This is a genomic window from Rhizobium sp. WCS2018Hpa-16 (assembly GCF_031843705.1).
Lineage (GTDB): Bacteria > Pseudomonadota > Alphaproteobacteria > Rhizobiales > Rhizobiaceae > Agrobacterium > Agrobacterium tumefaciens_C.
This window is the reverse complement of record NZ_JAVTIX010000005.1, coordinates 267086-291472: the sequence shown is the minus strand read 5'-3', so window position 1 is coordinate 291472 and position 24387 is coordinate 267086. Positions and strand designations below refer to the sequence as shown.

Sequence of the window (24387 nt, the reverse complement as noted above, 5' to 3'; positions counted from 1 at the left end):
GCACCATTGGGCTTTCCAGTAGCCCAAACTCAGCCGGCTCGCCAGAAATGGTCGAAGCGCGAAAGAGAGTAGACGCCACCGAGGTCGCCCTTGGAGCACGCGGTCCGGCTTGGTGGGATGACGGGGCGCCGGATTTCAACCGGCACCTCGCCAAGAATACTCCATACGCAGCCTGGTTCGAACAATTCGAAAGGGCCTGAAGGAGCACCCCCTGTCAAAGTCAATCAGCGATCTTGATGATAAGCTTGCCGAAGTTGCCGCCTGTCAGCATGCTGATGAAGGCTTCCGGCGCGTTTTCAAGACCATCAACGATGTCCTCACGGTAGCGGATGTCTTTGGACGCTATGCGAGGCCCGATTTCGCTCAGGAACTCGTCGAAATGTCCGGCCGCAAACTCTGTCTGAATAAATCCACGGACGAGAATGCTTTTGCGGAGGATCGCAGACATGGTTGCGGGAAGCCTATCGGTATCGGCCGCACCCGAACCATTGTAGTGGGCAACGAGACCGCAAACCGGGACACGAGCGAATTGATTGAGGAGCGGCAACACACCGTCCCAGACCTGGCCGCCCACGTTTTCAAAATAGACATCGACACCATCCGGACATGCGGCTTGCAGGTCGGACGAGAACCGGTCCGATCGGTGATCGACAACGGCGTCGAAACCGAGTTCGTTCTTTACGAACGCGCATTTGTCTGCTCCGCCAGCGATGCCGACCGCGCGAGCTCCTGAGAGCCTGGCGAGTTGACCCACCATTGATCCGACTGGGCCAGATGCCGCCGCAACGGCGACCGTTTCACCTGCCTTCGGCTGTCCGATGAACTTGAGCCCTGCCCAGGCCGTGAAACCGGGCATTCCCAGCGAACCAAGCGACGTCGTGATCGGGGCGCCGTGCGTCTCAACGATACGGAGCTCGTCGCCTTTGATCACAGCGTGACTGCTCCAACCAGTCCTTCCACGGACGAGATCGCCCGGCGAAAAACCGTTGTGTCGTGACTTGACCACTTCGGAAATCGCCTCGCCTTCCATGACGCCGCCAATGGGCACTGGTGCAGCATAGGACTTCGCATCGCTCATACGACCACGCATGTAAGGATCGAGCGAAAGATACAGAGACCTGACAGTGACCTCCCCTTCATTTGCCTCTGGCAATTCAAAGTCTTCGATACGGAAATTGTCCTGTCCAGGCTGACCTGTTGGTCTGCTTGCCAGAAGGATGCGACGCGCGGAAATCATGTCTTGCTCCTTGGTGATGCGTGGGACACCTTATTTAGGATCATCTACAACAAATCCAAGGCAAGTCTGAGGAAGCTTGGCATCCGCACGGCGGCCTTTCGACCCTTCCGTCCGATGCGCGCATATTATCACCGGAAAAATCATAGCAACAGCAGCGTCGAGGTCGTGCGCACAAATGGGGACCAGATCGCTGTCATATCCGTCTTGTCAGTCCTCATGTTTAAGTGGCAGAAGGCATAAATCGTTGGCGACAGGTCTCAGAGCTCTACCTCTACGTCAGCATCGCGTGTATTCACTCCCTGCAGTCTTCACCCATATTCCCTCTTGCCATAACAGCTTAAACGGAAAAGATGACAGTCGTCGCATCCTATCTATACCGCAACGGTAAGCGCTCTGATGAGGTCACACTCTCCTCGCAGCCTTTCGACACGAACGCAGGCGACTTTGTCTGGATCGGGCTGACCGATCCGACGCTCGAAGAGATGGCATGTTTGAAGGCGATGTTCAGGCTTCATTCTCTTGCTGTCGAGGACGCGCTAAATGGCAAACAGGTCCCGAAGGTCGATATCTATGGCGACCAGCTATTCGTCGTCGCCAAGACCGCGTATCTCGAAAACGACAGGATCGCCTATGGCGAAACCTGTATCTTTGTCGGCCAGAACCATGTCATCACCGTACGACATGGGTCGGCACGATCACACCAGAAACTACGCGAACAACTGGAGCAGGCACCACAGCTTCTCTCGCATGGTCCAGACTACGTTCTCCACGGCATCCTCGATTTCATCGTCGATGGTTACCTCCCCTTGGTCGAAACGATAGAAGACCGGGTTCTGGAGATCGAGAAACACGTTCTCATATCTTTCCTTGAGCCGGAGCAGATCCGCAGGATCTTCCGAATGCGTAGGCAGGTCATCAAGTTCCAAAGGGTGATGGGTCCGATGGCGGAAGTTGCCAGCAAGCTTGCCCACCTTGAACTGCCATGCGTCGACAACAATGCCAGGCCGTTCTTCAAGGACGTCCACGATCATGTTCGGCGTGTCGAAAACATGGTGATCGGGCTGCGTGAAATCGTGACATCCGTATTCGAGGCCGCAAATCTTCTGGAGCAACAGCGGCAAGGCGCGATTACGCGACAGCTCGCTGCATGGGCGGCGATCCTGGCGGTGCCGACGGCAATTGCTGGCATCTACGGAATGAACTTCGAAAACATGCCCGAACTGAAGGCGCAATACGGGTACTACGTCGTCTTGGCAGTCATCCTCCTTCTCTGCGGCATTCTGTATTACCGCTTCAAACGAGCCCGGTGGCTATGATCCAGTTGACCTGCAACGGCCCAAAGCGGTCAGACGTTGTCATTTTTCAGCTCCCCGGCGCCGCGGCTGATCCAGCAAAAATACCGCCGTCGATGGTCAATTCAGCACCGGTCATGTAAGCCGCCTCGTCCGAAGCCAGCAACACAGCCAGTGCGGCGACTTCCTCCGGCCTTCCAAAACGGCGCATCGGTGTGTCCTTGACCAACGCGGCCTCGCGGTCTGGACGATCCGCGCCTGTGCCCAGCATCGGCTCCCACATGGGAGTCATCACCGCGGCCGGATGGATCGAATTGCAACGGATGTTCAAGCCTTGACTAGCGCAATAGAGAGCGACGCTCTTGGTGTGGTTGCGCACCCCCGCCTTGGATGAGGCGTAGGCCGCAGCCATCGGAATTCCAACCAAGCCCGAGCGGGACGAGATATTGATGATCGAGCCCGCTCCATTTTCGCGCATGGCCCCGATGGCATAACGGCAACCGAGGAAAGCGCCATCCAAATTCACGGCATGGACGTCGCGCCAATCAGAAAGTTGGGCGTTTTCCGGATCATGAGCAGGCGGAGTGCTCTCGACTGGCACCTCAAACCCCGTGATCCCGGCATTGTTGACAACCACGTCAATCCTTGGAAACTGACGGGCGATTTCCATCCAATCGTTTTCCGAAGACACATTAACTCGAATGAAGGTCGCTCCAATAGCTTTTGCTGTATCTCGGCCACCTTCCACATCGATGTCAGTGACAATGACGTTCGCCGCTTCGTCAGCGAAAGCACGGCAAATAGCTGCGCCAATGCCGCGCGCAGCCCCGGTTACGAGTGCGGTTTTCCCCTCAAGTCTGGGCATGAGTAGATCCTTATAGTGAGAATGAGAACTCAAGATGCGCGATGTTGCAAGACGCGACATCAATGGTGCTGGCCCGGACTACCGGTGAGCAATGTCCATGGTCATAGACTCCTGTAAGCCCATCTTTTCTACCCGCACCCGGATACCCAGTCAAGAAATGGAGGGCGAACCTACATCCGATGATACTACCGTCATGCTGCTATTTGAAACGGACGCGAAGGAAAATTACGGTGTCCCTTGCCTCCTCTGATGATATCGTGTGACTGATCCCTGGATAGATTTTGGACGATACGTTCAAGCCCGAGGGTTGCAACTGGTTAGCCGCCGCCGTTGTCGCGGCGGGTGGTATGGTCCTGTCAGCAGAACCATGCATCATCAGGATATTTGTTTGGGTCGAAGATGCAGTCGGCGGAAGGGGCAACAGTCTTGCAAAGGTCACGAGAGCGCCAACATTGAACCTCAGCAGAAATAAAGAGAAAACGAGCCTCCTGAATCGGTTAGTTACTGACAGGCTTGAAGCTCAGTTCAGAAATTTGCGTGTTAGGTTCAGATTAATTGCTGGCCGTCACGGTATCCAGATTTGGTAAACTGCAGCGTCGAACGTCAAATGATATAAATGACATAACCTTATAATCTTTTAAATTGCACTGCCCTCTGTCCTGTGAGATTATTTCGAGGAAGGACACAACGTAATCCCACCGCGCGACTGAACGACATGAAGGAAGATGGCAAGTCGGCAGCATTGATAGAGGCCGAACTTCTCAAGTCGTTGTCTTAAACGCGCTTATTTTCTGGATTTCATAATAGATGGCAGATCGACACTCCCCGACCCCGCTCTACCATCGAGTTTACGCGGTCATGCGCGAGCGCATCGTCAAAGGTTATTACCCGGCTGACGTAGCGGTTCCGAGCGAGGCCGAGCTTTCCGAGAACTTTTCGGTAAGCCGCATTACCATCCGCAAAGCCATGGAGATGTTGACGGCGGAAGGACTGGTGACGCGTACTCGGGGGCGCGGTACTTATGTTACCGATCGCACAAAGGACAATAAGCTCAACCGTGTCGTCGTTTCAAACATAAACAGCCTGTTCAGCTACCTGAATACGGTGGGGAAAAGCACGCGCCTGAAAGTTATCAGCCTCGATCTCGGCGAGGCGCCTCCACGCATTTGCGAGCAGATGGGCGTGTTCCCCACCACAGAACTGGTTCGCGCTGTGCGTGTACGCTCGCTGGACCGCCGCCCCTACTCACTCTCGACGGCTTATCTGTTGCCGGAAATTGGCAAGACGTTGGAGCGACAGGATCTAGCGACGACCAATATGATTGATCTGGTTCAAAAAGCTGGCGCTGTTGTGGAACAGGTTGAACAAACGCTGACCGCTACATTGGCAGACGATTATGCCGCAAAACACCTCGAAATACCCATCGGCGCACCGCTGATGCTGGTGAACAGGCTGTTTTTTAACGCGGAACTGAAGCCTTTCTATGCCGCCGAAATATTCTACAGAGCTGACCGCTACGAATACCGGGTCTCGCTAAAGCGCGAAGACGGCAAGGATTTTTCACTCGGCAATTGACGTCTCCCCGCAATTTAAGACGTTGTCAGGCAGAAATTGCCCTTGTCCTACCCTTGCACGTTTCCCGAGCCACCACTGTGTGACTAAACCAGCCAAACAATCGCCCCGACGATAACCACCCACATTATGAGCGACACGCATAAAACAACCACATAATTTTTAAATCGCTTCGTCATGAACGCGACTATGCCTCAGCATTGGCACTGGTTAAACAGCCAATAAAAAGCATAGCTTACACTTTGCTAAATTCCCCATGCTAATATTGCATCAATACGAGAAAGTGCGCCAGGATGAAACAATGACCTGTGCATAAGTGAGGTGATCAGCCTATCACCCTTAGGCATCCAAGCAGTAAGAGTTCTTACGTTGTGGGAAATGGCGAAGGAGGTTAAGACCACGCACCTCTGGACCAATGGTCAGGCTTAACGAACGATCAAAGAGGCGACCGTCGAATCATTCCATCACGCCTCAATCGCGGACTTACGCCTTAGGGACTGCTGGCGCTTCAAAACGCATTTCGAACCGGTACAGCAACTGAGCGTGAAAACCTGAAATCTTCACTAAAACTCCGTGCCTGCACATGCTGGGACCAAACAGCTGAGAGGCTTGCCTGCCGGTTCGAATAAGCCACCAAATAGGAACCATCATAGTGGCCGAGCGTGAATCTATAGACGATTCGAGGAGCACGCACGATTTGCTGGAACCATGGCAAATATCCACCGAGCCAAAGAGGGCCTAGAAAGTGTAAACCGCGCTGAAATCAGCGTCGGCGACAGTATGCTCGCGGAGCCAGCCATGATTATTCGCTTGGTCGCAACCATTCACAAGCAAAAGATAGATTATACAATCATCGAATGTACATATTACAGATTATGTTATAATCTCCTCAGAGACGCCTCCATGATTAACCTTTCATTAATATTCTTAATGACTCTGTCTTTAAATTGTACTAAGGAGACAGGGCATTTCGTAAAAGTATATTCAAAGGTTGATCTAGATGAGGATATCGGAACTAGGACAAAACGTGGAGTACGCGAAATCTAGCGGATTAGAGCGCCACTTGTACCAGTCTGCTAAAGTTGTTGGAGCAGGTCCATCGTCGATTTCTTATTCCCCTGTTCAGCTCGCGACGAAACGTTCATTAGATGTTTTTATCGCCGCATCTATTCTTCTCGCACTTGCTCCAGTCCTGCTGCTCATAGCATTACTCATTAGGCTTGATAGCCCCGGACCTGCTCTCTTCACGCAAGTACGCTGGGGGCAGAATTGTCGCAGGATCCGAATTTATAAATTCCGATCAATGCGGGCTGATGCGGGAGATGCGAGCGGTGTAGCCCAAACCGTTGAGAATGATCCGCGCCTGACCCGTATTGGCGCATTTATTCGCAAGACCAATATCGATGAATTGCCGCAGCTTCTGAACGTATTACGGGGAGACATGTCACTTGTCGGCCCGCGGTGTCATGCTGTTGGAATGCTAGCTGCCGGGGTTCGGTACGAGGATCTTGTTCCTCACTATCACGATCGACATGCCGTGAAACCAGGGCTGACGGGTTTAGCTCAGATGCGAGGCCTGCGTGGACCAACTGATAGGCCAGGTAAGGCTCGTGCTCGTATCGCCAGCGATTTGTATTACATCGAGAACTTTTCCATTCGTCTGGATCTTTGGATCATGTTCGGCACTGTGATTTCGGAACTTAAAGGTGGCAAAGGGTTTTGACGCCGCGCTTAAAATTTGAGTCAGCGGCTATCCGCTGACTTGTAGCACCTCTCGATTGTCGCTGAGTGGCTTTGCCGCGTAACAAGTTGCACGACTGTCTTTGCAACGGTCGGCGACCACATACGACGGCTTCGTCCAAATTGTTAGTAACGCGCCGTTTCTGCTTATAGGAAAGCATGCGACGGGCGTTTCTTTGGAAGATATCCGCCCTTAGCCCTGATGCCGCAATGTTTAATCCGATATCGGTGAAAACGAATGCAGACGGTGCGAGGAAGTTTCCGCCGGCGGCCTCTGCTAGGATCATCTTGGCCAGGGTTAGATCGGAAAAAGCGCGGCGGAGGCGAGCGTTCTCGGTTTCCAATTCGTTCCAGCCGTTTGCCTGATCGCCTCTGAGGCCACATTATTCGGCTGACCAACGGTAGTCTTTACCTTCCGTCACCCCTATCCAACGGATCGCCTCCGCCATCAAATTGCACTGTGCATTCAGGACGTCACCCTGAAGGCGCTTTTTGACGACATCTTCAGCCTTGTGTGTTTTCGCTGTTACCTCAATGTCCCCCTCGGCTCATAGCCATCGGACACATTTTAGGTATGCAGACCAGCTCCTACGGATCTACGAAGAGACCGGTTCCTGTAAACAGGTGGGCCCCGGCACAGCGTCTAAAGGATGACATTCAGCCTTCCCGCTTTCTCTGCAGTCTGTCCCCATACAACGCCGACGACGAAATTAGAGGCGGGGAGCCCCTGTTTCCCATATCACCTTGGCAAGATCCGTGTTTCCTCCGATGATCGGAGTCCCGGCCGGAACCTGGCACGTGTAGCTCCGAATTCGAATTTCTACAGGAACTTCTTCAACCACAATAAGTGGGACAGGCATATCGGCAATGAAGTCGATATGTTCGATCACTTGAACGGACAGTTCTTTATCGCTGCCTTTGGCGAAATAGTGTGCGGCGCGACCGTTTCCGGTTTGCCCCGGATTGATGCTGATGAGGTGAGTTGAACGCTTGTCGTACCACATTTTGAAATTACGCCGCGCACCTTCCGCTGTGCAGCGATCGAGCACGGTATTTTGGCTTTTCAGGTCGAAGATAGCGTCGGATGCTCTCTTTCCGTAACAATTCCGATAGACGACGCCACTCCAGCCCGCTTCGTCTGCGAATATATCGCCGTTAAGAAATCCGTCATAATCGGAAATCATGCCTTCGGCATAGACGCGTTCTATAAGGATGTTCTTCCCTATATCTTGATCCGACTTTCCACCTAATTGTATAACGGCGCTAATCTTCTTGCGGTCCGTATTAACCGCGCTGGACTGATAGCGCACATCTCGGATGATAACGTTGTCCGAGCGTCCGCGCAAACGAATGAGTCCAGCGGATCTTGCGTCCATAGAGCGGACCCGATCGACGCGAAGGCCCGGGGCACTGCTCATTATGTCATGCCCCTTATCGCCATCACAGCTTACCAATCGGCCGGAGCGAAGCATTTCGACATCGGTTATCCTAACACCTTCGACTAAGCTCCCAGGACGGACCTTCAGGATAACAGGGCTATCAGCAAACTTTTTAGACGCAATCCTCTGCGCAGGTTGCGCTGCAAAGCCTTTGCTGATTTGCGGCTGCGCAGATTTTGGCAGATTGGGTGCGGAAGGCGGCGCCTGCGCCACTTTGTCGTCTGTAGCCAGCGCTGATCCATAGGGTAAGACCGCAGCCGCGAGAACTCCCAGAAAATCACGTCGAAGCAGTTTATCCATATCCACCGCCACCTTCGTTTGTTTTGTAATGCGAGGAAGTATCAAACCTATGTAGAAGCAACCCAACCTCAAGTTGGATGAAATTTAGCGACCCTAATCCTGTGCGCATCCTGCATTAATGACAACAAATGCCAATTGCGTCGATACAACGGTTCCTCCCGATGCTATTTAAAGCTTGCTCTCTGCGTTTTGACAGGAAGGCCAGTCCGTTCTGCAAACGAAATCAGCTTCACGGATTGCTGCACGTAGATACGGCGTCAGTGCTTTGCTCGGCTTATCGAGGACCTCACGCAGCAGCTTTGGCTCCTGCTGGAGTGAGATGGCAATATCCTTTTGCACAACCAGTGACGTCTTTTCCAATGTGCTGGCACCAAGTGAGTTATAAAACCTGATCCTGTCCATCACCACCGAGATTTCTGCTGGTGCCAAGCTCTGGGACCGTGTCATTAACTCGGCAATCCGTTCTGGGTCTTCCGCACCCGCACGGGTGACCATTGCCATCCTTAGCCATAAATTTCCATCTGTTGGTATGCAGCGGATCGCGTGAGCGATATAGCCGTTCGCATTGGAAACCGCTTCAAGCCAGGAATCATAATCCTGCGGAGCAAGGTTGACCTCAATCCGGCTCAGCACAAGGACAAGACCAGCCTTCAGAATATCAGATCGACAGACATTTTCAGACGCGATCTCATTAGAGATAGTGCTTAGCTTTACCACGTCTTTGCGCGTGCGCGGCTCGCCGGACTGCACTGTGCGTGAGTAAAACTTTACCCCGCTATAGTCACTATCTAACATCAAGGAATTTGACGCTAGAACGACGATATAAAACGCCGTTACACCGAATAAGGCAGACCCGAATAAGGTGAATATGTTCAGCCTAAGCTTGTTCAATGTAATACTTTTGATAGCGTGAATTATAAAATTCCAGTGAGCCAAACGACCTGTAAAGGCGCAGTTTCTGCTCGTCGACCTTATTGAGTATTACACCCAGGCATTTCGAAGCTATCAGATTCTCAGTTTCCAATGTATGGCGGACGACTCGCCGCGATGTTTTGCCCCACTCGGCAACATATACAAATGCATCGATTTTGCGCGCCATCGCTCGCGCATCCACGACTGGGCCAAGGGGTGGTAGATCGAGTATGATATAGTCGTGATCGGCAGCGAGAACGGACAATGCTTCAGACATTCCTGCAGATGTAAGAAGATCCGACGAATGGAGCACCCGCTGCGAGATAACTGCAGGGATAAATCCTAGGTTGGTTTTGCTATTGCGAACCAAAACCTGCCGAATGGGCATCTTGCCCAGGATTACTTCCAATAGGCCATAGCGAGCGTTGCGAGCCAAGGACCGGGTTGAGCCTGGATTGCGGAGATCGCAGTCAACCAGTACCGTCCTGCTCCCCTGCTTTGCCAGCAATTCAGCAAAGTTTGCTGCAATGGTCGATTTGCCTTCTCCTGGAAGAGTGGAGATTATCCCAATCGTTTTACAGCCGTCCCCCGGAATAGCGAGGTCAGCAGCAATCTTCGCGCGGCGAAGGGTTTCCGCGAAACCTGACAGGGGATGCTCAACGACATAGTTTGTGACTGAACTGACTTTTTCAATCTCGTTTGCGGACGTATTAACGGGTGCTTTCTCGCCCTTGGCCGGCGTCAGCAAAGGCGCAGCGCCTAGAAACTGCAGTCCCAGTTCAGCCGTAACCTGCTCGCCAGTGCGGAAATAACGGTCGCGGAATTCCTTTAATGCAGCAAGACACAAACCAATCGCGGCTCCGGCCATCAGGAAAAGCGCCAGCAGGAGTGGCTTGCGCGGATGGCTTGGAACGTCAGACACTTTCGCCTTGGCAATGATGCGTGCATCCGTGACGGGAAACGACTGCTGCTGAAGAGCTTGCTGATAGCGTTCGAGGAAAAGCTTCAGTAGGTTGCTGTCAGTTTCTGCAGTCCGTTCGAGTTGGCGAAGTTCGACCTGCTTTTCGCCAGCGACCGCTGTCACAACCTTGGCTTTATTGAGGTTTTCTGTTGTTATCCGCTCCTGAGCCTTCGCGACTTCGAGTTCATTTCGATATGAGTTCGAAATGCGGCGAAGTTCACCAAACATTTGGAGTTTGTATTGCTCCATCTCCGCCCGAAGCCGTATTGCCTGAATATGGTCGGGTCCGAGGCGATTGGATATTTCACTCTCGCGCTTGGAAGCTTCCAGATATTTCTTCTGCAGATCGTTGGATATGTTGCTGTCTAAGGAATCGGCAACAACAGCGTTGACATTGCCTTTATCCAGCACTTCCATGATACGGCTGTAACGCGCCTCTGCTTTTGCCGCAGCATCCTGGGCAACGACTAGAGCACGGGTCAACTCATCGAGTTGCTGATCCGAGACCAAAACACTCCCTGCAGAAAGGAGATTGTTATCACTCCGGAATTTCTGGACGGCAGTATCGGAGGCACGTGACTGCTCTCGCAGTTCTGCAATACGGCTATTGAGCCAGCTGCTGGCGCGTTCTGTCGTCTCGAAGTTCGAATTGAGCTTATCGAGCAAGTAGCCTTGCCCAATTTCGTTCGTAATCTGTGCGGCGAGAACAGGATCTACCCAAGTAAAGCTTACGTTCAAGACATAGGTGCGAGGCACGCGTACAACATCTAGATTCGCAACAATCTGATTAATTGCTGCCCTCCGCCGTGCAGTAGCGGTGTCACCGGTCAATTCATCAGGCACAAACCAATTTTTTACATCAACGAGCTTCCGCACCGTCTTGATTGCGTCAGATAGAAATCCATCCGATTTCAAAAACTTGTCGTTATCTGCCAATTTCAGGCGATCAACTGCGCCGCCGATAACTGCATCCGATTGCAGCAACTCCACCTGACTTAATATGGAATTTTCGTTGTCTACCGCATCCTGCACCGTGCGCAGCTCGTTTATCACGCTGGCGTTGCCATCATCCATCAAGATTGTGACTTCAGATGTGTAAAGTTGCTGAGCGGCGAAAAGATAAACCAGCCCTAATGCCAGGCCAGCGCAACATGCGGCACCGAAGATTTTCCATCGTCGAGTCGCAATCTGAACCAGTTTCTCGAAATCGACTACCGGCATTTGCGGTAAAATCGACTTCTGATCCAACTGGTGACGCGTCGTATCGCTGTGGCTCTGGATATTCAATTTTGAACCTCTCTGGAGGCCGCCAGCCCTCTGTGCTTAATGAAAAAGAAGGTCGCGCGTAAACGCGGCCTTCAATATGTTCGAAGAAGCAAAAAATCAGTTATGGCGTCACATCGCTCGGGCTGACAGAAGAAGTGGTTACAACACTGCCGGAATATTTCCGAGATGTGAACGAAAGCGGATCATCACCGTTCGTATAGACATCATCTGGAACAATTCCTCGGGTTCCACCACCGGCATCTCCGCCGCCGCCGATTGATGATGCAGAGGGGCCCGCACCAGAAGCACCGGCAAGAGCAGACGTCTGGACGTCATCCAGACCTCCGGCGAATGCCTCAGCAAGAACCGGACTGTTGAGTTCGGCAACAGCAACCTGAATTTTCGAAGCATATTCGGCATTTGCCGAAACACACGACGTTGCTGCGCGTGCGAGCCCTGCGCCAATTGCTGCTTGCTGACTGGGGGTCGCGGTTTTTGCCAGCTCAAGCAGCGGGATCAGGGTATCTGAAGAAGATGCCGCTAGCGATCTGATGCGCGAAGATAACACGAGTGCATTCACGTCCCGATCACCGGCAACGTCACGGTATATATCTTCTGGAGCAGCTAGAAACGCAACAATACTCTCATCTGACACCCGGGCCGGGGACACCAGGCAGCTCACAGCACCTGCAGGACCTGATGAGGCTGGCTGAGTGGAATCAGTGACCGCCGGAGCAGAAAATGCGCTTCCCGCTACAAGGCAAAGACCAATGCTCACACTTAAATATAAAACGTTCGGGCGCATGTCTTATCTTCCAGTTCGTTGAATTGGACACTACATACCATCGCCTAACGTGCCGGACAAATACTTAAATCTCAATGTTGAAATTTCGTTAATTTGTCCGCGCACCTAGTACACAGCAATTAGAATGAGCGCACTGCATCCTTCGCATTGGCGGCATCGATCGGCACACCTGATACAGTCGTTGATACAGAGTTCACGACGTTCAGGAACTTGAGAAGTTCAACAGAATCGGAGTTCGTCGTGTAAAGGATATCCTTGTCCTGCATCGGGAACTTCTGCATTGCAAAGAAGCCAGACGGATCACGAACATTGGCACGGAAAATTACAGGAACTGAGTCGCCTCTGAACTTGGCCGTATCTATGCCCAGACCCGACAATGACTTACGGTCAACCTCACGATAGACAAGAACCTGAGACGGGTTGGCGCGACCATCAAGAAGGCCTCCAGCCTTACCCATTGCTTCGCCAAGCGTGAGGTTGGCATCCTCGAAGTCCAGACGACCATTGATCCCCGACGCCCCAAGGGCGATAAAGGTCCGGCGTTCACGGTTCACGATCAAGGTGTCATTTGGCGCGAGATAAATGTTTTCTGCAGGCGTGTTGATAAGGTGATCGTAAAGGATTGTCGCTGAACGACCGCCACGCTGTAGTGTAATGTAAGTTTCCACGCCTGGAGCATTCAGTCCGCCCGCTTGGGAAATAGCATCCAGAACCCGATCGCCCGCCTCGGTAAGCTCGAATTTTGCTGGCGTGTTAACGTCACCGACAACGGCCACCTGAGCCGAACGATTGCGAACTTTTGTCACAACGACCTGAGGCTCGATTGCACGGTTGGCAAGAGCATCTTGGATTTCGGATTGAACTTGATCGACAGATCGGCCCGCGACCTTGATCCGACCTGCATAGGGCACATTGATCTGCCCGTTCCGGTCAATTGTCTGCTCTGGTAGCGTGATGAAATTACCGGGACGGCTACCCGCATCCGACGGAATGAACAAGCCACCAGCCTGTGATTCAAAGATAGCAACCTGAACCACATCCCCCGCACCAAGCGGGATGCCCGGCGCACTGCCGCGCCCACCACCAAAGCCGCCAGCGAGAGAAGTAACGCCTTTTTCCTCGAAATAATTCAGCACACGCTGATCCAAGTCTATTAGAGCATAGTCTAATCCAACAACCTTATTGACTGAATCTTTGCTGGAAACCTTCAGTGAAGCACCGCTCTCAATATCACGAAAGGTGGGACCGGAACTTGGTGTAGATGTACACCCCGACAGCAGGGCAAGTACAAGAGTTCCCGTCAAAGCTGAGCGCATTATTCACGAGTCCATATATTAAATGTTCGCCAAGTATGGCAGAACTTGATTAAGAAATTCTCATTGCAATAACGTTAACTGATTGTTTAGCTTGTTTCAGGCTGAGACCCCTCATCAGCACGTTACTTGGTACAGTCTCTAGCCGCAATTGCGCCACATGGCAAGCGGGCTATGTGGCATTGTACACATCCTGTTCTTTAGTTGTTGTTTTGAAGCAACAACGCTGATGTATGCGATCATCTCTCGGATGAATTGGAAAAGCGGAAATTCATAAAATTCGATCTAAATCCTTAGCCTCGGAGCAATTCAGCCCTGCTAACTTGTCCCACAGTAAGACACCGAGCCAACGCTTATAGATCGTTACGGGAAGGGCAAGTAGAAATGGGCAAGCTTTCTATTAAAACTGCATTGACAGCTGGCGCCGTGATAGCAAGTTTGAGTGCTGCGAATGCCGCGTCACCTAATGCCATGCGTAGTGTCGGCACCGCAATTGAAGGTGCTTTCGTTTCCGAAGGGCGCCCGACATTAGCTCCATTTGCCCAGGTTCGCTTTTGTCTTAGTAATCCCGTTGATTGCGAGAAAAGCGACGTCGAGCCAGCCGCGCCTGAAGATAAAAAAGCGCGACAGATGTTGCAGCAGGTGAACGTTCAGGTGAATTCATCGATCATAGGTCGAAACGACAAGAAGAACGGAAAGTCGGTTGACATCTGGCAGGTCGGCGCCAAATCGGGCGATTGCGAAGATTACGCTTTGACCAAACGCCGCATTCTGATGTCCAAAGGCTATCCAGCAGCAGCACTGCGTATTGCCGTTGCCTACACCTCTTCTGGCGAAGGTCATGCGGTTCTTATTGCAAAGACCGCGACCGGCGACGTGGTTTTGGACAACCGGACGAACGTTATAAAGTCCTGGAGAAATGCGGATCTACGCTGGGTCAAGATACAGTCGGGCTCGAACCCGCATCTGTGGTACACGATGTAACCTTTCAGGACACGTATCAAACTTCTAGCCGCCAAACCAAGTTGGACATCTGATTAATCCAGCCCTTCAATTTTTTTTGAGACTGTGAATACTTTCTAAACCTTGAACAGCGATATTCTGCTCTTGCGTTGGTGTATTATGCCTGTCTGGAGCGTACGAAATGTCAGTCGGAGATCGGTCCTTACTCACCTCAATCTCCCATTCGAAGGGTATGAGGGGTGGCGTTTTCTGGATGCTGCTGTTTACGACCTTCACAAATCTACTGCTTCTCGTCATTCCGCTTTACATGACGCAGGTATACGATCGTGTGTTACCAAGCAGTAGCGTGGAGACACTCGTTTTCCTGACTATCATCGCTTGCGGAGGGCTTTTTGTTTTTGGCTGTATTGAATCAGTCAGACAAATCATTGCCCAGAGATTGAGTTCCCTTTACGAATTCTCGGTCATGCCAAAGCTGATTATGGCCGCGTCGGATGGGCATGGCGCTCAAATCCTGTCGGAGACCTCCGGGTCGATAGGCAAGGTGGGAATCGTCAAGCGTTTCATTGCGAGCGGCAGTTTCACCGGCTTGTTCGATCTCCCTTTCGCACCGTTATTTTTGGGCCTCATGTTTCTTGCTCATCCTGTCATTGGCTGGGCTACAGTCGGCGGTATCGTTCTGCTGGTTCTTGTGACGTTCGCCAATCAGCGCATTGAAGACAGAGGCTCGCGCAATCTCTCATTCCTGCAAGGCAAGGCGATGCGCCATGCAGGGGATGCCCTGCGCCAGAGCGAAGAAATCCGAGCTATGGGAATGGGGTTCAACATGGTTCAGCGTTGGAGCAACGCTGCCTTGGCCGCATCAAAGCCGATCGACTCCTTGGCCAAAACAAACGCCAGCTTTTACGGTATGTCCCGATTTGTAAGGCAAGGTATTCAGGTACTGGTGCTGGGCGCCGGTGCATGGTTGGTGATCACAGGCAAAATGTCTGCTAGCCTAATCTTCGCAGCGTCGCTGGTATCTTCTCGTGCGCTCATGCCCGTCGAACAAGTTGTCGGGTCATGGCGCCAGATCAATGAGGCGCTGATGGCGTTTCGGGAAGTCGACCGTTCGTTTACAAAACTCGAAACGACGGAAAATTCGCGGCCCCTCATGACACTGCCTGAGCCAGTTGGCCGTCTTGAAATTCGCCAGGCCGCATTTTCGTTCAGCCGCGACGCGTCGAGCCCCGCTCTCTTTCAAGATGTAAGTCTTGTTCTTCAACCGGGCCAGATTGCCGCGCTTGTCGGCCCAAGTGGCTCGGGGAAATCCACGCTGGCAAGGATTGCCGCAGCGACGATGCTGCCAACCGCGGGCGAAATACTGCTTGACGGATTTCCGCTACGCCATTGGCCAAGTGCCCAGCGCGGCGCAAGTTTTGGCTATATGGGACAAGAAAGCATATTACATGAGGGAACGGTGGCCGAAAACATTGGTCGCTTTGGGCCGTCTGTGACCGATGAAGCCGTTCTTGAGGCGGCCATGGCGGCAGGGGCCCATAGTTTTATCGCAACATTGCCTGACGGTTATAGTACACGCGTAGGGGCCGGAGGTTTGCGGTTGTCTGGCGGGCAGATCCAACGCATTGCTTTGGCACGCGCATTTTTTGGTAGTCCCAAGGTTCTGGTGCTGGATGAACCGAACAGCCACCTGGATAGCATGGGTGAAACTGTTTTGACTGAGGCGCTGGTAAAGCAGCGCGCTAGAGGTTGTGCAATTTTGATGGTGACCCACCGGAATCGGATTCTCTCCGTGGCGGACCAGGTTTACATGATGGAAAAGGGCAAATTGACGGCCATTGCACCACGCCCGACACCGGGCAGAGTGGCGGATGTGCATATGGTGCGGGCGAAGGCTTTGCCTGCCAGTGGTGCGCTTTGATGAAGAAGGGTGGCACTAAATCTCGCGGGGCGAACCGCTTGCCGGGCTCCATTGACGCAATCACCTCTATCCGGGGACCTGCAATGGCAGGTCTTGGGGTTATCGCGCTCCTTCTAGGCGGCTTTTCCGCCTGGGCTTTCAGCGCGCCGTTGTCGGGGGCAATTATTGCCACGGGCAAGATTGTTACAGACAGCAATGCCCAGATTGTTCGACATGAGCGAGGCGGTGTACTGGCGGCGCTGCTGGTCCGTGAGGGTAGCCATGTCCAGGAAGGCGACATTGTCGCGACGTTGCAGCGCGCTCAGGAACAATCCGCGCTTCAGGAGCTACGGGCGAGGATTGCCGGCTTGGCTGCACGACAGCAGCGACTTACCGCTGAGCAGCTTGATCGCAATGATCTTGCCATATCGATAGATACCCTTCCAAAATCTGTAGAGGGTCTCGAAGCAACCCTGATCGATTATCTCATCAATGACCAGATGACCGAATTCCGCGACCGTCGCACACAGCTTTCGGATACGCTTGGGGTTCTTTTGGCGCAGCGTCGGGCTTTCGAGGAGCAAATGCTCGGATCTCAGGGTCAACTCGATGCCCTTAACGGCCAGCTCTCAAGTCTTGCCACCGATGTTGAATTGCGACGTACTGCGATAAAGGATGGCTTCGGGCGTGAAAGCGCCTTGCGCGAGATGGAGCGGCAGGAGGGTTCGGCTCGCGGCGAAATCGCAAAAATGAACTCAACGCTCGCGGCATTACGCCACCAGATTGAGGAGATAGATCAGCGCATCGGCTCGACCCGTTCGCAATTCAAAGAGAAGGTCAGCAATGAACTATCCAAGACGCGTTCGGAATTGATCGAAGCGATTGAAACACTCGCCGGCAAAGCGGAGACCGCTGCCCGTGTCGATATCAGAGCGCCCGTTACCGGTGTCGTAAAGACACTGCATGTGAACACCATAGGCAGCGCGGTAGAGCCTTATCGTCCTCTGCTTGAGATTGTGCCGGAAGGTCGCCCCCTCCTCATCGAGGCGCATATACAGCCGACCGATGTGGACAATGTATTTCCGCAACAAAAAGCGAAGGTTGTCCTGTCTGCTTTCAATCGCCATTTGTTCGACCCTGCCGACGCGCATGTCGAGTTTGTGGCAGGCGACGCGACAAAAGACGAGGCGACGGGGCAGAGCTATTTCGTCGTCCGTCTGGCGGTAGATGCAACGGGCGACAAACCGTTGCCACCGATTGTACCCGGCATGCCAGCGGAGGCTTATCTGGTCACCGGTGACCGGACATTTGCTGAATATATCGCTGAACCCTTCGTGCAAAGCTTCAGACGCGCGTTTCGTCAGTAAACCGAGGCAGGACCATGGTGGGCTTGCATCGGAAAAGTGGAGAGGTTTTCTTGAGTTAAAAGGAAACCGGAATGCCGACGCGAAGGCCCTGCGTTTGACACTCTAAGCCCAGCACAGTTCGAGAAAATAGCCGCTTGATCTGAAAATGCCGCCTTACCTTTGCGACGCAAGTCCACCTCAAGCTTTTACTCATTTATCGCGCATTGCTTGCGCCGTCGGAAGCACGTTCTATATCGGAATTGCCGGTCGCACTCATGAATGTGACTGAAGGCGAAAGCTTCTCGGCGACCGATCTGGACAAAGCGCCGATGGCATTCATGTAGATATTGGCCATCGGCATATTCTTGCCGGTTCTCGCCCACCAAAGTGCAAGGGCTGTGAAAACCGCGACATAGACAAGCACAAGTGCTGCAGAAATAGCAGACGCTGGCATTGCGAATGTAGGAATAAGGGCCAACAGAAGATTGGCTAGGAAAAAGTACATGAGAGTGACGCCTCCTGCTTTCGAGATAGCGGCCTTAGCTCGCGCAGGAAGGAGACGATCACCCACTACAGCAAAGAGGAGAAGCAGCGAAGCGGCTAATATTCCATACGCATAATAGCCAAGGTGATGAGAGTTTCGCCACTCCCTGATCACAGCGATCTTTCGGACAACGCCCATTGGTCCGTATGTGATCATTTGGTGGAGAATGACTATCAAAGCCCCGGCAATGATGACAGTTGAAAGCACCAGCCAGGATCGCCTTGCGCTGCTGTTACGTTCAGTCAAGAGCGCCGCCGCTAGCGCCATACCGAACACAAGCAGTACGCTGCTGTGAAGAATACTGGGGCCAAACCCTGATCCAATGCCCATCGTCAAAGAGCCTATATGACCCAGCGGATAGGGCAGCGGGGACAAGCTGCTAAGAAGAAGATGGTGACCGACCCACAAAGTGACCACAAACGCGCCAACACCAATAGCGCCCCATCGGTGGCGGATGAAGAGCAGCGGCAGGGTCAGAACAAGTAGAATCATGTATAGCTTGAAGATATCGTTGTTATGCACCTGGCCGAGAAGAGTGATGCCCCCTACTAGACCCTTCGCGGTCATGGCTCCACTCACAAAGAAGGCAGTCGCGAGGGCGACGAGAGCGAGATAGCACATAATCGCTCTCTGGATTAAGCTGGTCATGGCTCCTTTGAAGGACGTCTTGTATTTACGGTAATACACCAGCTCGATCATCATCCCGAACAAAACAAGTAAGGCAGGCGTTGCCGCTCGTGTGACGGCTTTCATCATCGCGGCTTCGTCCGACGCCGTTTCGTCATAGATCTGGTGATGTATCACGATGTGGGAAATAATCGCGAATGTTACTGCCGAGTAGCGGAAGATATCAAGATAAGCTATCCGCTTGTTGGGCGAAGAAATTCTGGCGGCGTCCTGCATATTCAACACTTTATTATTATTGATAAAAAATTATTTCTTAGAGAATGAATCTGACAGAAATATTTCAATCTAACGTTTGACTGGACTTAGGCTCTAGGCGACGCCTTACGGTTCCAAAGCAGCGACCGACCGGATAATGTTGGAGTAAGCCTCTACAGCTTTCTCCATGGAAAAATCCTGCGCGCGGTTTGTTGCACGGTGGCCATAATCTGCTCTCAATGCGTGATCGGACAGTTTCCGTATACCATCGGACAGCGCCTCCTCGTTCAGAACCGGCACGAGAAGTCCGTGGGGAGCTTCAGTACAGCTGGTGACCTTTAAAGTGGCGCGGCCGTCGAGAATTTCCGACGGTCCAGAGTCGCAGTCGGTCGAAAGAATGGGTCGCCCAAGACACATTGCTTCTACAAGGGCATTGGGAAAGCCTTCTGCAAGCGAGGAGGAAACATAAGCCTGCGCATTTGCAACAACAGCATAAGGATTCGCAAGATGACCGGCGAATTGTACGCGACTGGCCAGACCAAGGTTGCGAGCATGTGCCTCGAGGGAGGAACGCTCCGGCCCTTCGCCCAGGATCACAAGGTTGAAATCCGTCTTGGACCTGGCAAGTGCGCTGATGGTCAGCGCGTGGTTCTTGTTGGGCATAAGCCGACCGACGGACACTAAGTAATTTGATGGAAGAGCAATGGCGGGCTCTTGCGAACCCAGCAACTTGATCCTTTCAATATCCAAGGGATTGAAAGCGGTTACCAGCTTACTCCGGGATATGCCAAAATTGGTGGCTAGATCCTCGCTCACTCCACCCGAGACACAGATAATGCGCCGGGAGAGCGGATAGATAAGGCGAATGAGAAACTTATAGATACCCGCAGCGCGCCTCGTCGAGAAATGGCTCGTCGTATTGACGCGCTCACTGATCAATGTGGGGATACCCAATTTCTTGCCAAGAAGTGCCGCAACAAGGTTGGATCGAGTCAGGAACGCAACGACCGCATCAGGTCTTTCCGACTTCAGCACGCGGCGCAAATTTCTCAGGCTCGCCAGCATCGCGCCTTTGGAATCCAGACGGTGCCGTTTTATGCTGTCAGGTACACTGTATTTGTCTTCTACGTCATCCAGCGTTGCAATATGGACATCGACACCGGGGTTAGAGGCTGCAAATTCGCGCGAAATCGTGCACAGAACGCGCTCGGCGCCGCCACCCTCCAAAGAATTAATAACAAACATCAGCTTTGGCGATCTGGCGATAGTCGTCATCTTCTTCTCGATCGTACTGGAATGGCTGGAGACACGAGGCAGCGGCATTGAACGGTCACGGATTGGCAGCTGTCGTCGCATAGATTGGAGGTGGCGGCTCCATACTCAACAGATCAGCATAAAGGGCAGCTGTCCGGCTGGCGATAAATTCCCAGCTGTAGTTGTCAAGTATGCGTTTGTCAGCCTCGTATATTTTTGGGTCGTCACTCAAGCGGGCTGTCATCGCGTCCATATCCCCTGGGAGAAAATAGGCATGCTCTGCCAACCCCAATTCGCGATTTCCAGGTATATCGCTGAGCGCGATTGGCGCACCGCAGGCAATTGCTTCCAGTGCCACAAACGGAAGACCTTCATGATAAGAAGGAAGAACGAACAGCGATGCAGATTTGAAGAGCGCCAGCACCTTTGAGCGCGGCTGCCGTCCAGTAAAAATGATGTCCTCGCTGGCGTGAGACAGCAACTCCAGAGCAAACTTGTCCTGATGATCAGCGTCACCAGCTATGACCAGTTTCCTCGCGCGGTTCCGGCCTCGCCCGTTGGCCCAGGCTTTGACCAGATCCTGAAAGCCTTTTTCCGGTACGAGTCTCGCAACGCCCAGCACGTATTCGCCACGACCCAGGCCAAATTCCTCGAGAATGCTTTCATCAACGCTCACATCACCACCGATGGAAACGCCGTTGGGAACGTAAGATATCAGCTGATCCTTTATTCCGTACTCGGATTTCAGCCGATCCTTTATGTTGTGCGTGATGACGATTAGCCTTGAAGCGAATCGTACGGCCATCGCCTCGCCCTGCATCAACATTGTCTTGGCAAACCAGTTCCACTTTGCCCTGCGGTAATCCTCACCATGGTGTGTGACCACCACCTTCATACCTAGAAGTCGGGCAAGCGGAGCCATCAACGCGGGCCCTATGGCATGGATGTGGACAGCATTTGCCTTGTGGCGGAATTTCGCATGGATGATCGCCAAAGCAGTATGCACGATCGTTTCCAGATATTTGTTGGCCGGGGAATAGATCGGGACGACCTCTACGCCTTTATAAATGCTCGGTGCACTGACGTAACCCCGCCTTGCCAGGATCTTAACTCGAATTTTGTCCCCTAGAATTTGCTTGAGACGGGGATAAAGCTCTTCGCAATGAGTTTCCACACCGCCCATTACATTTGGAATTCCACGCAAGCCTACCACACATACGCACATCGGCTCATGAACTGATGTACTGGAATTTTCGGGTCGGTTCATTCAGAGCCATTCCTGCGGTAAGGTGGCTGCGATGCAGAACGAACGGCAAATCCGACCATCGATCGCGTGTCATTGTCTACGCACTGGCCGAATTACGCTCCTGCCGAACCCGCAGGCCAGGATTGAGATGGAAGTGGTTATATTCGGATTTAAGAATTGCGTCGATTGGAATCTTTTTATATCGTTAAGGCTGATAAGTTGTGCCTGCGATTTCGTCAAGCATTCAGGAAGATTAATAGAACTATAAACCAGACGGATATGAAATCACTACGCTGGCGCTTTGATTTCTGTGGGCAAAGCCCTATGGAATTTGATTTGTTTGCTAATGCTATAGAGAGACCGGAGAACAAGAATGTCCGATATGCAGACCACCACAGCTACCGGTTCCGAAAATAGCACCTCCATACCTATGGATGAACCGGAAAAGGTCTGGGGTAAAGCACATACTGAAGGGTGCGCGAGATCCTTCAGGCAGCTGAAAGATCTGCTGGCTGCCGACCTCACACGTTATTCTGGTCGCGCCGATACAAAGTCATTCCTGAAGCATTTTATTGCGACGCCGGGTTTCAAATATACAGTATGGATGCGCCTTTGCGGATACTTGAAGATAAACCCAGTGACACGCCATTGGCTTTACTATTTTGTGAAGTATATGCTTTTGCGTTGCCGTTATAAATTCGGGATTGCAATTCCGGAATATACAGTCATTGGACCGGGCTTATTTATTAACCGATTTGGCGGGATCTACGTTCACGGCGATTCAGTAATCGGTTCGAACGTGAATTTTACGCATGGCGTTGTCTTGGGATATATGAACAGAGGCGAGCGCCAGGGCGCGCCGATCGTGGGAGATGAGAGCTTCCTCGGATCTGGGGCTAAGGTTATTGGACACATCCGTCTGGGCAAACGTAGCGCGGTCGGTGCCAATGCTGTTGTCACCAAGGATTTTCCGGATGACTCGGTAGTCGGCGGCATACCCGCCAAACTTCTTTCTTCGCAAGGTAGCGAAGGCTATATCAATAACAAGGCCGGACCAGTAGCTGATTACCCTCCCCGTTTCCGGTGACAATATTCTGATTGCCAGACAGGCAAACCTTACTCATTGCTAGTGCCGATTATTGATGGCGAGAAAGTAGAGCTATGGAAGTCGGCGTTATGCGTGTGCTGCCCCCCCACGTTGCATTGCTTGGGCTCTGCGTGGCATTGGTCTGCTTCTTTTTAATCATTCGGACGGAGCGAAGCGTGATGCTTCGTTTTCTCGCACTCGCCCTGTGGGCTCGATTCATTTCCGCAGAATTCCCGATCTACACCTTTCGCTCGGTTGGCGGCGCTTCCATAATATCCCTGGTTTCGCTAGCCACCATCGGCATTGGAATTTTGCTGGTCGGGTTCCGGGCCTTTCGGTCGCCGATGGCAATCCCCTGTTACGCGTTGATTTTCGCAAATCTAAGCAGCGGCATTCTCAACGGGTTCATGGGAGGAGCAATAGATGGCTCGATCAAAGCCGTTTACTTCCTGGTCATCGCCACGGCAGCAATGAGAGCATATCTGGAGGTCGGAACCTATCGCGTCGCACGCGTTCTGATGCTGGCACTTGCAGTGCCGGTCGCTTTCCAGTTTATTGGATTCGTGTTCGGTGTTGCCAAGGCCAATGAAACTGATGGTTCGGCCAGCGTCATTGGCGGCTTCAATCACGAATCCGGCTTCTCAATGGTTTCACTGACATTCATTCTCGTGGCGGGAATCTTCGCAGCCAACTGGAAAGCGCGTGGACTGGGTCTTCTCGCTATCGGCGTTGCATCAATCGTGCTGGCGAACTATCGCACAGCCTTGATCGCAGCTTTACCAATCGTTGCGGCAATTGTCCTTGTCACCACCTCGCGCGGAGTCAGAAACGAGCAGAAGATCCTACTGTCAATCATCATGCTGCCGATGATCGGTCTTGTGATACTCGCAGGCATCCATTTCCAGGACCGCTTCGTCGATTTGTTTGCATCAGCAGGAGAGTTTGACCGCCTTTTCGTCATTCCCGATCATTATACAACTGACGCAAGGCGCCTGATGAGCGGTCGCCCCTATATCTGGAGTCAATATCTCAGCGCGTATTTGCAGGGAAGCAATATGCAATTGCTGTTTGGCTTCGGGCCTTCATCCTGGGAGGGGAGCTTCAAGGTATATGCACATAATACCCTGGTATCAGCGCTTTACGACACAGGGATTTTCGGTTTCCTTGCATCGTTGTCCTTCTTGTCGCTGTTTCTTGTGATGTCCATAAGAAGTCTTCAGGGTAGACACAGCATTCTCATACTGCTGGCATATGTAGGGTTTTTCGTTCTCAACATGTCCACCATGCCCATATGGAGCATCGAAGGGCTTATTTTCTACTCATTACTCGTCGGGCTTTCCTTCAGTGAAGCCGTTCGTGTCCCTGCACAGAAAAGACCCTATGTTCCCATCGGCCCACGCCTCCCCGGTTTTCGGGACGACTTCGTATCGCAGGAGAATGTTCTGCGGCGCGATGCTTGATCG

The 24387-nt window shown here is 52.5% G+C and carries 19 protein-coding genes; 8 read left to right on the top strand and 11 right to left on the bottom strand.

The annotated features are described in order from the left end of the window. Positions 1 to 220 precede the first annotated feature (220 nt). The gene (locus tag RQI55_RS16895; RefSeq protein ID WP_042619883.1) at positions 221 to 1237 is read right to left on the bottom strand and encodes an NADP-dependent oxidoreductase; all 1017 of its coding nucleotides are present in this window, start codon (positions 1235 to 1237) and stop codon (positions 221 to 223) included. 350 nt (positions 1238 to 1587) lie between these two features. Here RQI55_RS16895 and RQI55_RS16890 point away from each other — a divergent pair, with 350 nt between their 5' ends. After that, positions 1588 to 2553 carry a magnesium and cobalt transport protein CorA gene (locus tag RQI55_RS16890; protein ID WP_042619885.1) on the top strand — a complete coding sequence of 322 codons (966 nt, stop codon included), beginning with the start codon at positions 1588 to 1590 and terminating at the stop codon, positions 2551 to 2553. Between the two features lie 46 nt (positions 2554 to 2599). Here RQI55_RS16890 and RQI55_RS16885 read toward each other — a convergent pair whose 3' ends face one another. Both RQI55_RS16885 and RQI55_RS24245 read right to left on the bottom strand, forming a co-directional pair. After that, the gene (locus RQI55_RS16885) at positions 2600 to 3394 is read right to left on the bottom strand and encodes an SDR family oxidoreductase (protein WP_243258374.1); all 795 of its coding nucleotides are present in this window, start codon (positions 3392 to 3394) and stop codon (positions 2600 to 2602) included. 199 nt (positions 3395 to 3593) lie between these two features. Then, entirely contained in the window at positions 3594 to 3833 is a 240-nt protein-coding gene (locus RQI55_RS24245; protein ID WP_409233742.1) for a prolyl oligopeptidase family serine peptidase, read from the bottom strand. 368 nt (positions 3834 to 4201) lie between these two features. Here RQI55_RS24245 and RQI55_RS16880 point away from each other — a divergent pair, with 368 nt between their 5' ends. Continuing rightward, on the top strand, positions 4202 to 4969 hold the full coding sequence (locus tag RQI55_RS16880; RefSeq protein WP_082249989.1) for a GntR family transcriptional regulator: 768 nt from the start codon (positions 4202 to 4204) through the stop codon (positions 4967 to 4969). Between the two features lie 1060 nt (positions 4970 to 6029). After that, on the top strand, positions 6030 to 6689 hold the full coding sequence (locus RQI55_RS16875; protein WP_244656329.1) for a sugar transferase: 660 nt from the start codon (positions 6030 to 6032) through the stop codon (positions 6687 to 6689). A 727-nt stretch (positions 6690 to 7416) separates the two neighbouring features. Here RQI55_RS16875 and RQI55_RS16870 read toward each other — a convergent pair. From RQI55_RS16870 to RQI55_RS16850, 5 genes are all read right to left on the bottom strand, one after another. Further along, positions 7417 to 8445 carry a hypothetical protein gene (locus RQI55_RS16870; RefSeq protein WP_042619891.1) on the bottom strand — a complete coding sequence of 343 codons (1029 nt, stop codon included), beginning with the start codon at positions 8443 to 8445 and terminating at the stop codon, positions 7417 to 7419. A gap of 168 nt (positions 8446 to 8613) precedes the next feature. Beyond that, a complete protein-coding gene (locus RQI55_RS16865; RefSeq protein WP_311273152.1) occupies positions 8614 to 9336 on the bottom strand; it encodes a hypothetical protein in 723 nt (240 codons plus the stop codon). Further along, on the bottom strand, positions 9323 to 11605 hold the full coding sequence (locus RQI55_RS16860; protein ID WP_243258225.1) for a polysaccharide biosynthesis tyrosine autokinase: 2283 nt from the start codon (positions 11603 to 11605) through the stop codon (positions 9323 to 9325). Before RQI55_RS16860 ends, RQI55_RS16865 begins: the two co-directional genes overlap by 14 nt. A 100-nt stretch (positions 11606 to 11705) precedes the next feature. After that, positions 11706 to 12389, bottom strand: a complete 684-nt coding sequence (locus RQI55_RS16855) for a hypothetical protein (RefSeq protein WP_155399012.1) — start codon at positions 12387 to 12389, stop codon at positions 11706 to 11708. A gap of 119 nt (positions 12390 to 12508) precedes the next feature. Next, positions 12509 to 13705 (bottom strand): polysaccharide biosynthesis/export family protein, encoded by a 1197-nt coding sequence (locus tag RQI55_RS16850; RefSeq protein WP_311273153.1) that lies wholly within the window; start codon positions 13703 to 13705, stop codon positions 12509 to 12511. Positions 13706 to 14086: 381 nt separating this feature from the next. Here RQI55_RS16850 and RQI55_RS16845 point away from each other — a divergent pair, with 381 nt between their 5' ends. The 3 genes from RQI55_RS16845 to RQI55_RS16835 all read left to right on the top strand — a co-directional run bounded on the left by RQI55_RS16845 (position 14087) and on the right by RQI55_RS16835 (position 17932). Further along, a complete protein-coding gene (locus RQI55_RS16845; protein WP_311273154.1) occupies positions 14087 to 14686 on the top strand; it encodes a transglutaminase-like cysteine peptidase in 600 nt (199 codons plus the stop codon). A gap of 232 nt (positions 14687 to 14918) precedes the next feature. Further along, the gene (locus RQI55_RS16840) at positions 14919 to 16586 is read left to right on the top strand and encodes an ATP-binding cassette domain-containing protein (protein ID WP_311273155.1); all 1668 of its coding nucleotides are present in this window, start codon (positions 14919 to 14921) and stop codon (positions 16584 to 16586) included. A gap of 83 nt (positions 16587 to 16669) precedes the next feature. Further along, a complete protein-coding gene (locus tag RQI55_RS16835; RefSeq protein WP_243258226.1) occupies positions 16670 to 17932 on the top strand; it encodes an HlyD family type I secretion periplasmic adaptor subunit in 1263 nt (420 codons plus the stop codon). 193 nt (positions 17933 to 18125) lie between these two features. On the opposite strand, the gene RQI55_RS16830 is transcribed toward RQI55_RS16835, so the two are convergent. From RQI55_RS16830 to RQI55_RS16820, 3 genes are all read right to left on the bottom strand, one after another. Beyond that, on the bottom strand, positions 18126 to 19358 hold the full coding sequence (locus RQI55_RS16830) for a hypothetical protein (RefSeq protein WP_311273156.1): 1233 nt from the start codon (positions 19356 to 19358) through the stop codon (positions 18126 to 18128). A gap of 105 nt (positions 19359 to 19463) precedes the next feature. Continuing rightward, a complete protein-coding gene (locus RQI55_RS16825; protein WP_311273157.1) occupies positions 19464 to 20612 on the bottom strand; it encodes a glycosyltransferase in 1149 nt (382 codons plus the stop codon). A 55-nt stretch (positions 20613 to 20667) separates the two neighbouring features. Beyond that, entirely contained in the window at positions 20668 to 21858 is a 1191-nt protein-coding gene (locus tag RQI55_RS16820) for a glycosyltransferase family 4 protein (RefSeq protein ID WP_243258229.1), read from the bottom strand. Positions 21859 to 22210: 352 nt separating this feature from the next. Between RQI55_RS16820 and RQI55_RS16815 the strand changes: the two genes are divergently transcribed. Both RQI55_RS16815 and RQI55_RS16810 read left to right on the top strand, forming a co-directional pair. Next, positions 22211 to 22924: a hypothetical protein gene (locus RQI55_RS16815; RefSeq protein WP_311273158.1), complete on the top strand. Its 714-nt coding sequence runs from the start codon at positions 22211 to 22213 to the stop codon at positions 22922 to 22924. Between the two features lie 74 nt (positions 22925 to 22998). Beyond that, positions 22999 to 24384 carry an O-antigen ligase gene (locus RQI55_RS16810; protein WP_042619897.1) on the top strand — a complete coding sequence of 462 codons (1386 nt, stop codon included), beginning with the start codon at positions 22999 to 23001 and terminating at the stop codon, positions 24382 to 24384. Positions 24385 to 24387 lie beyond the last annotated feature (3 nt).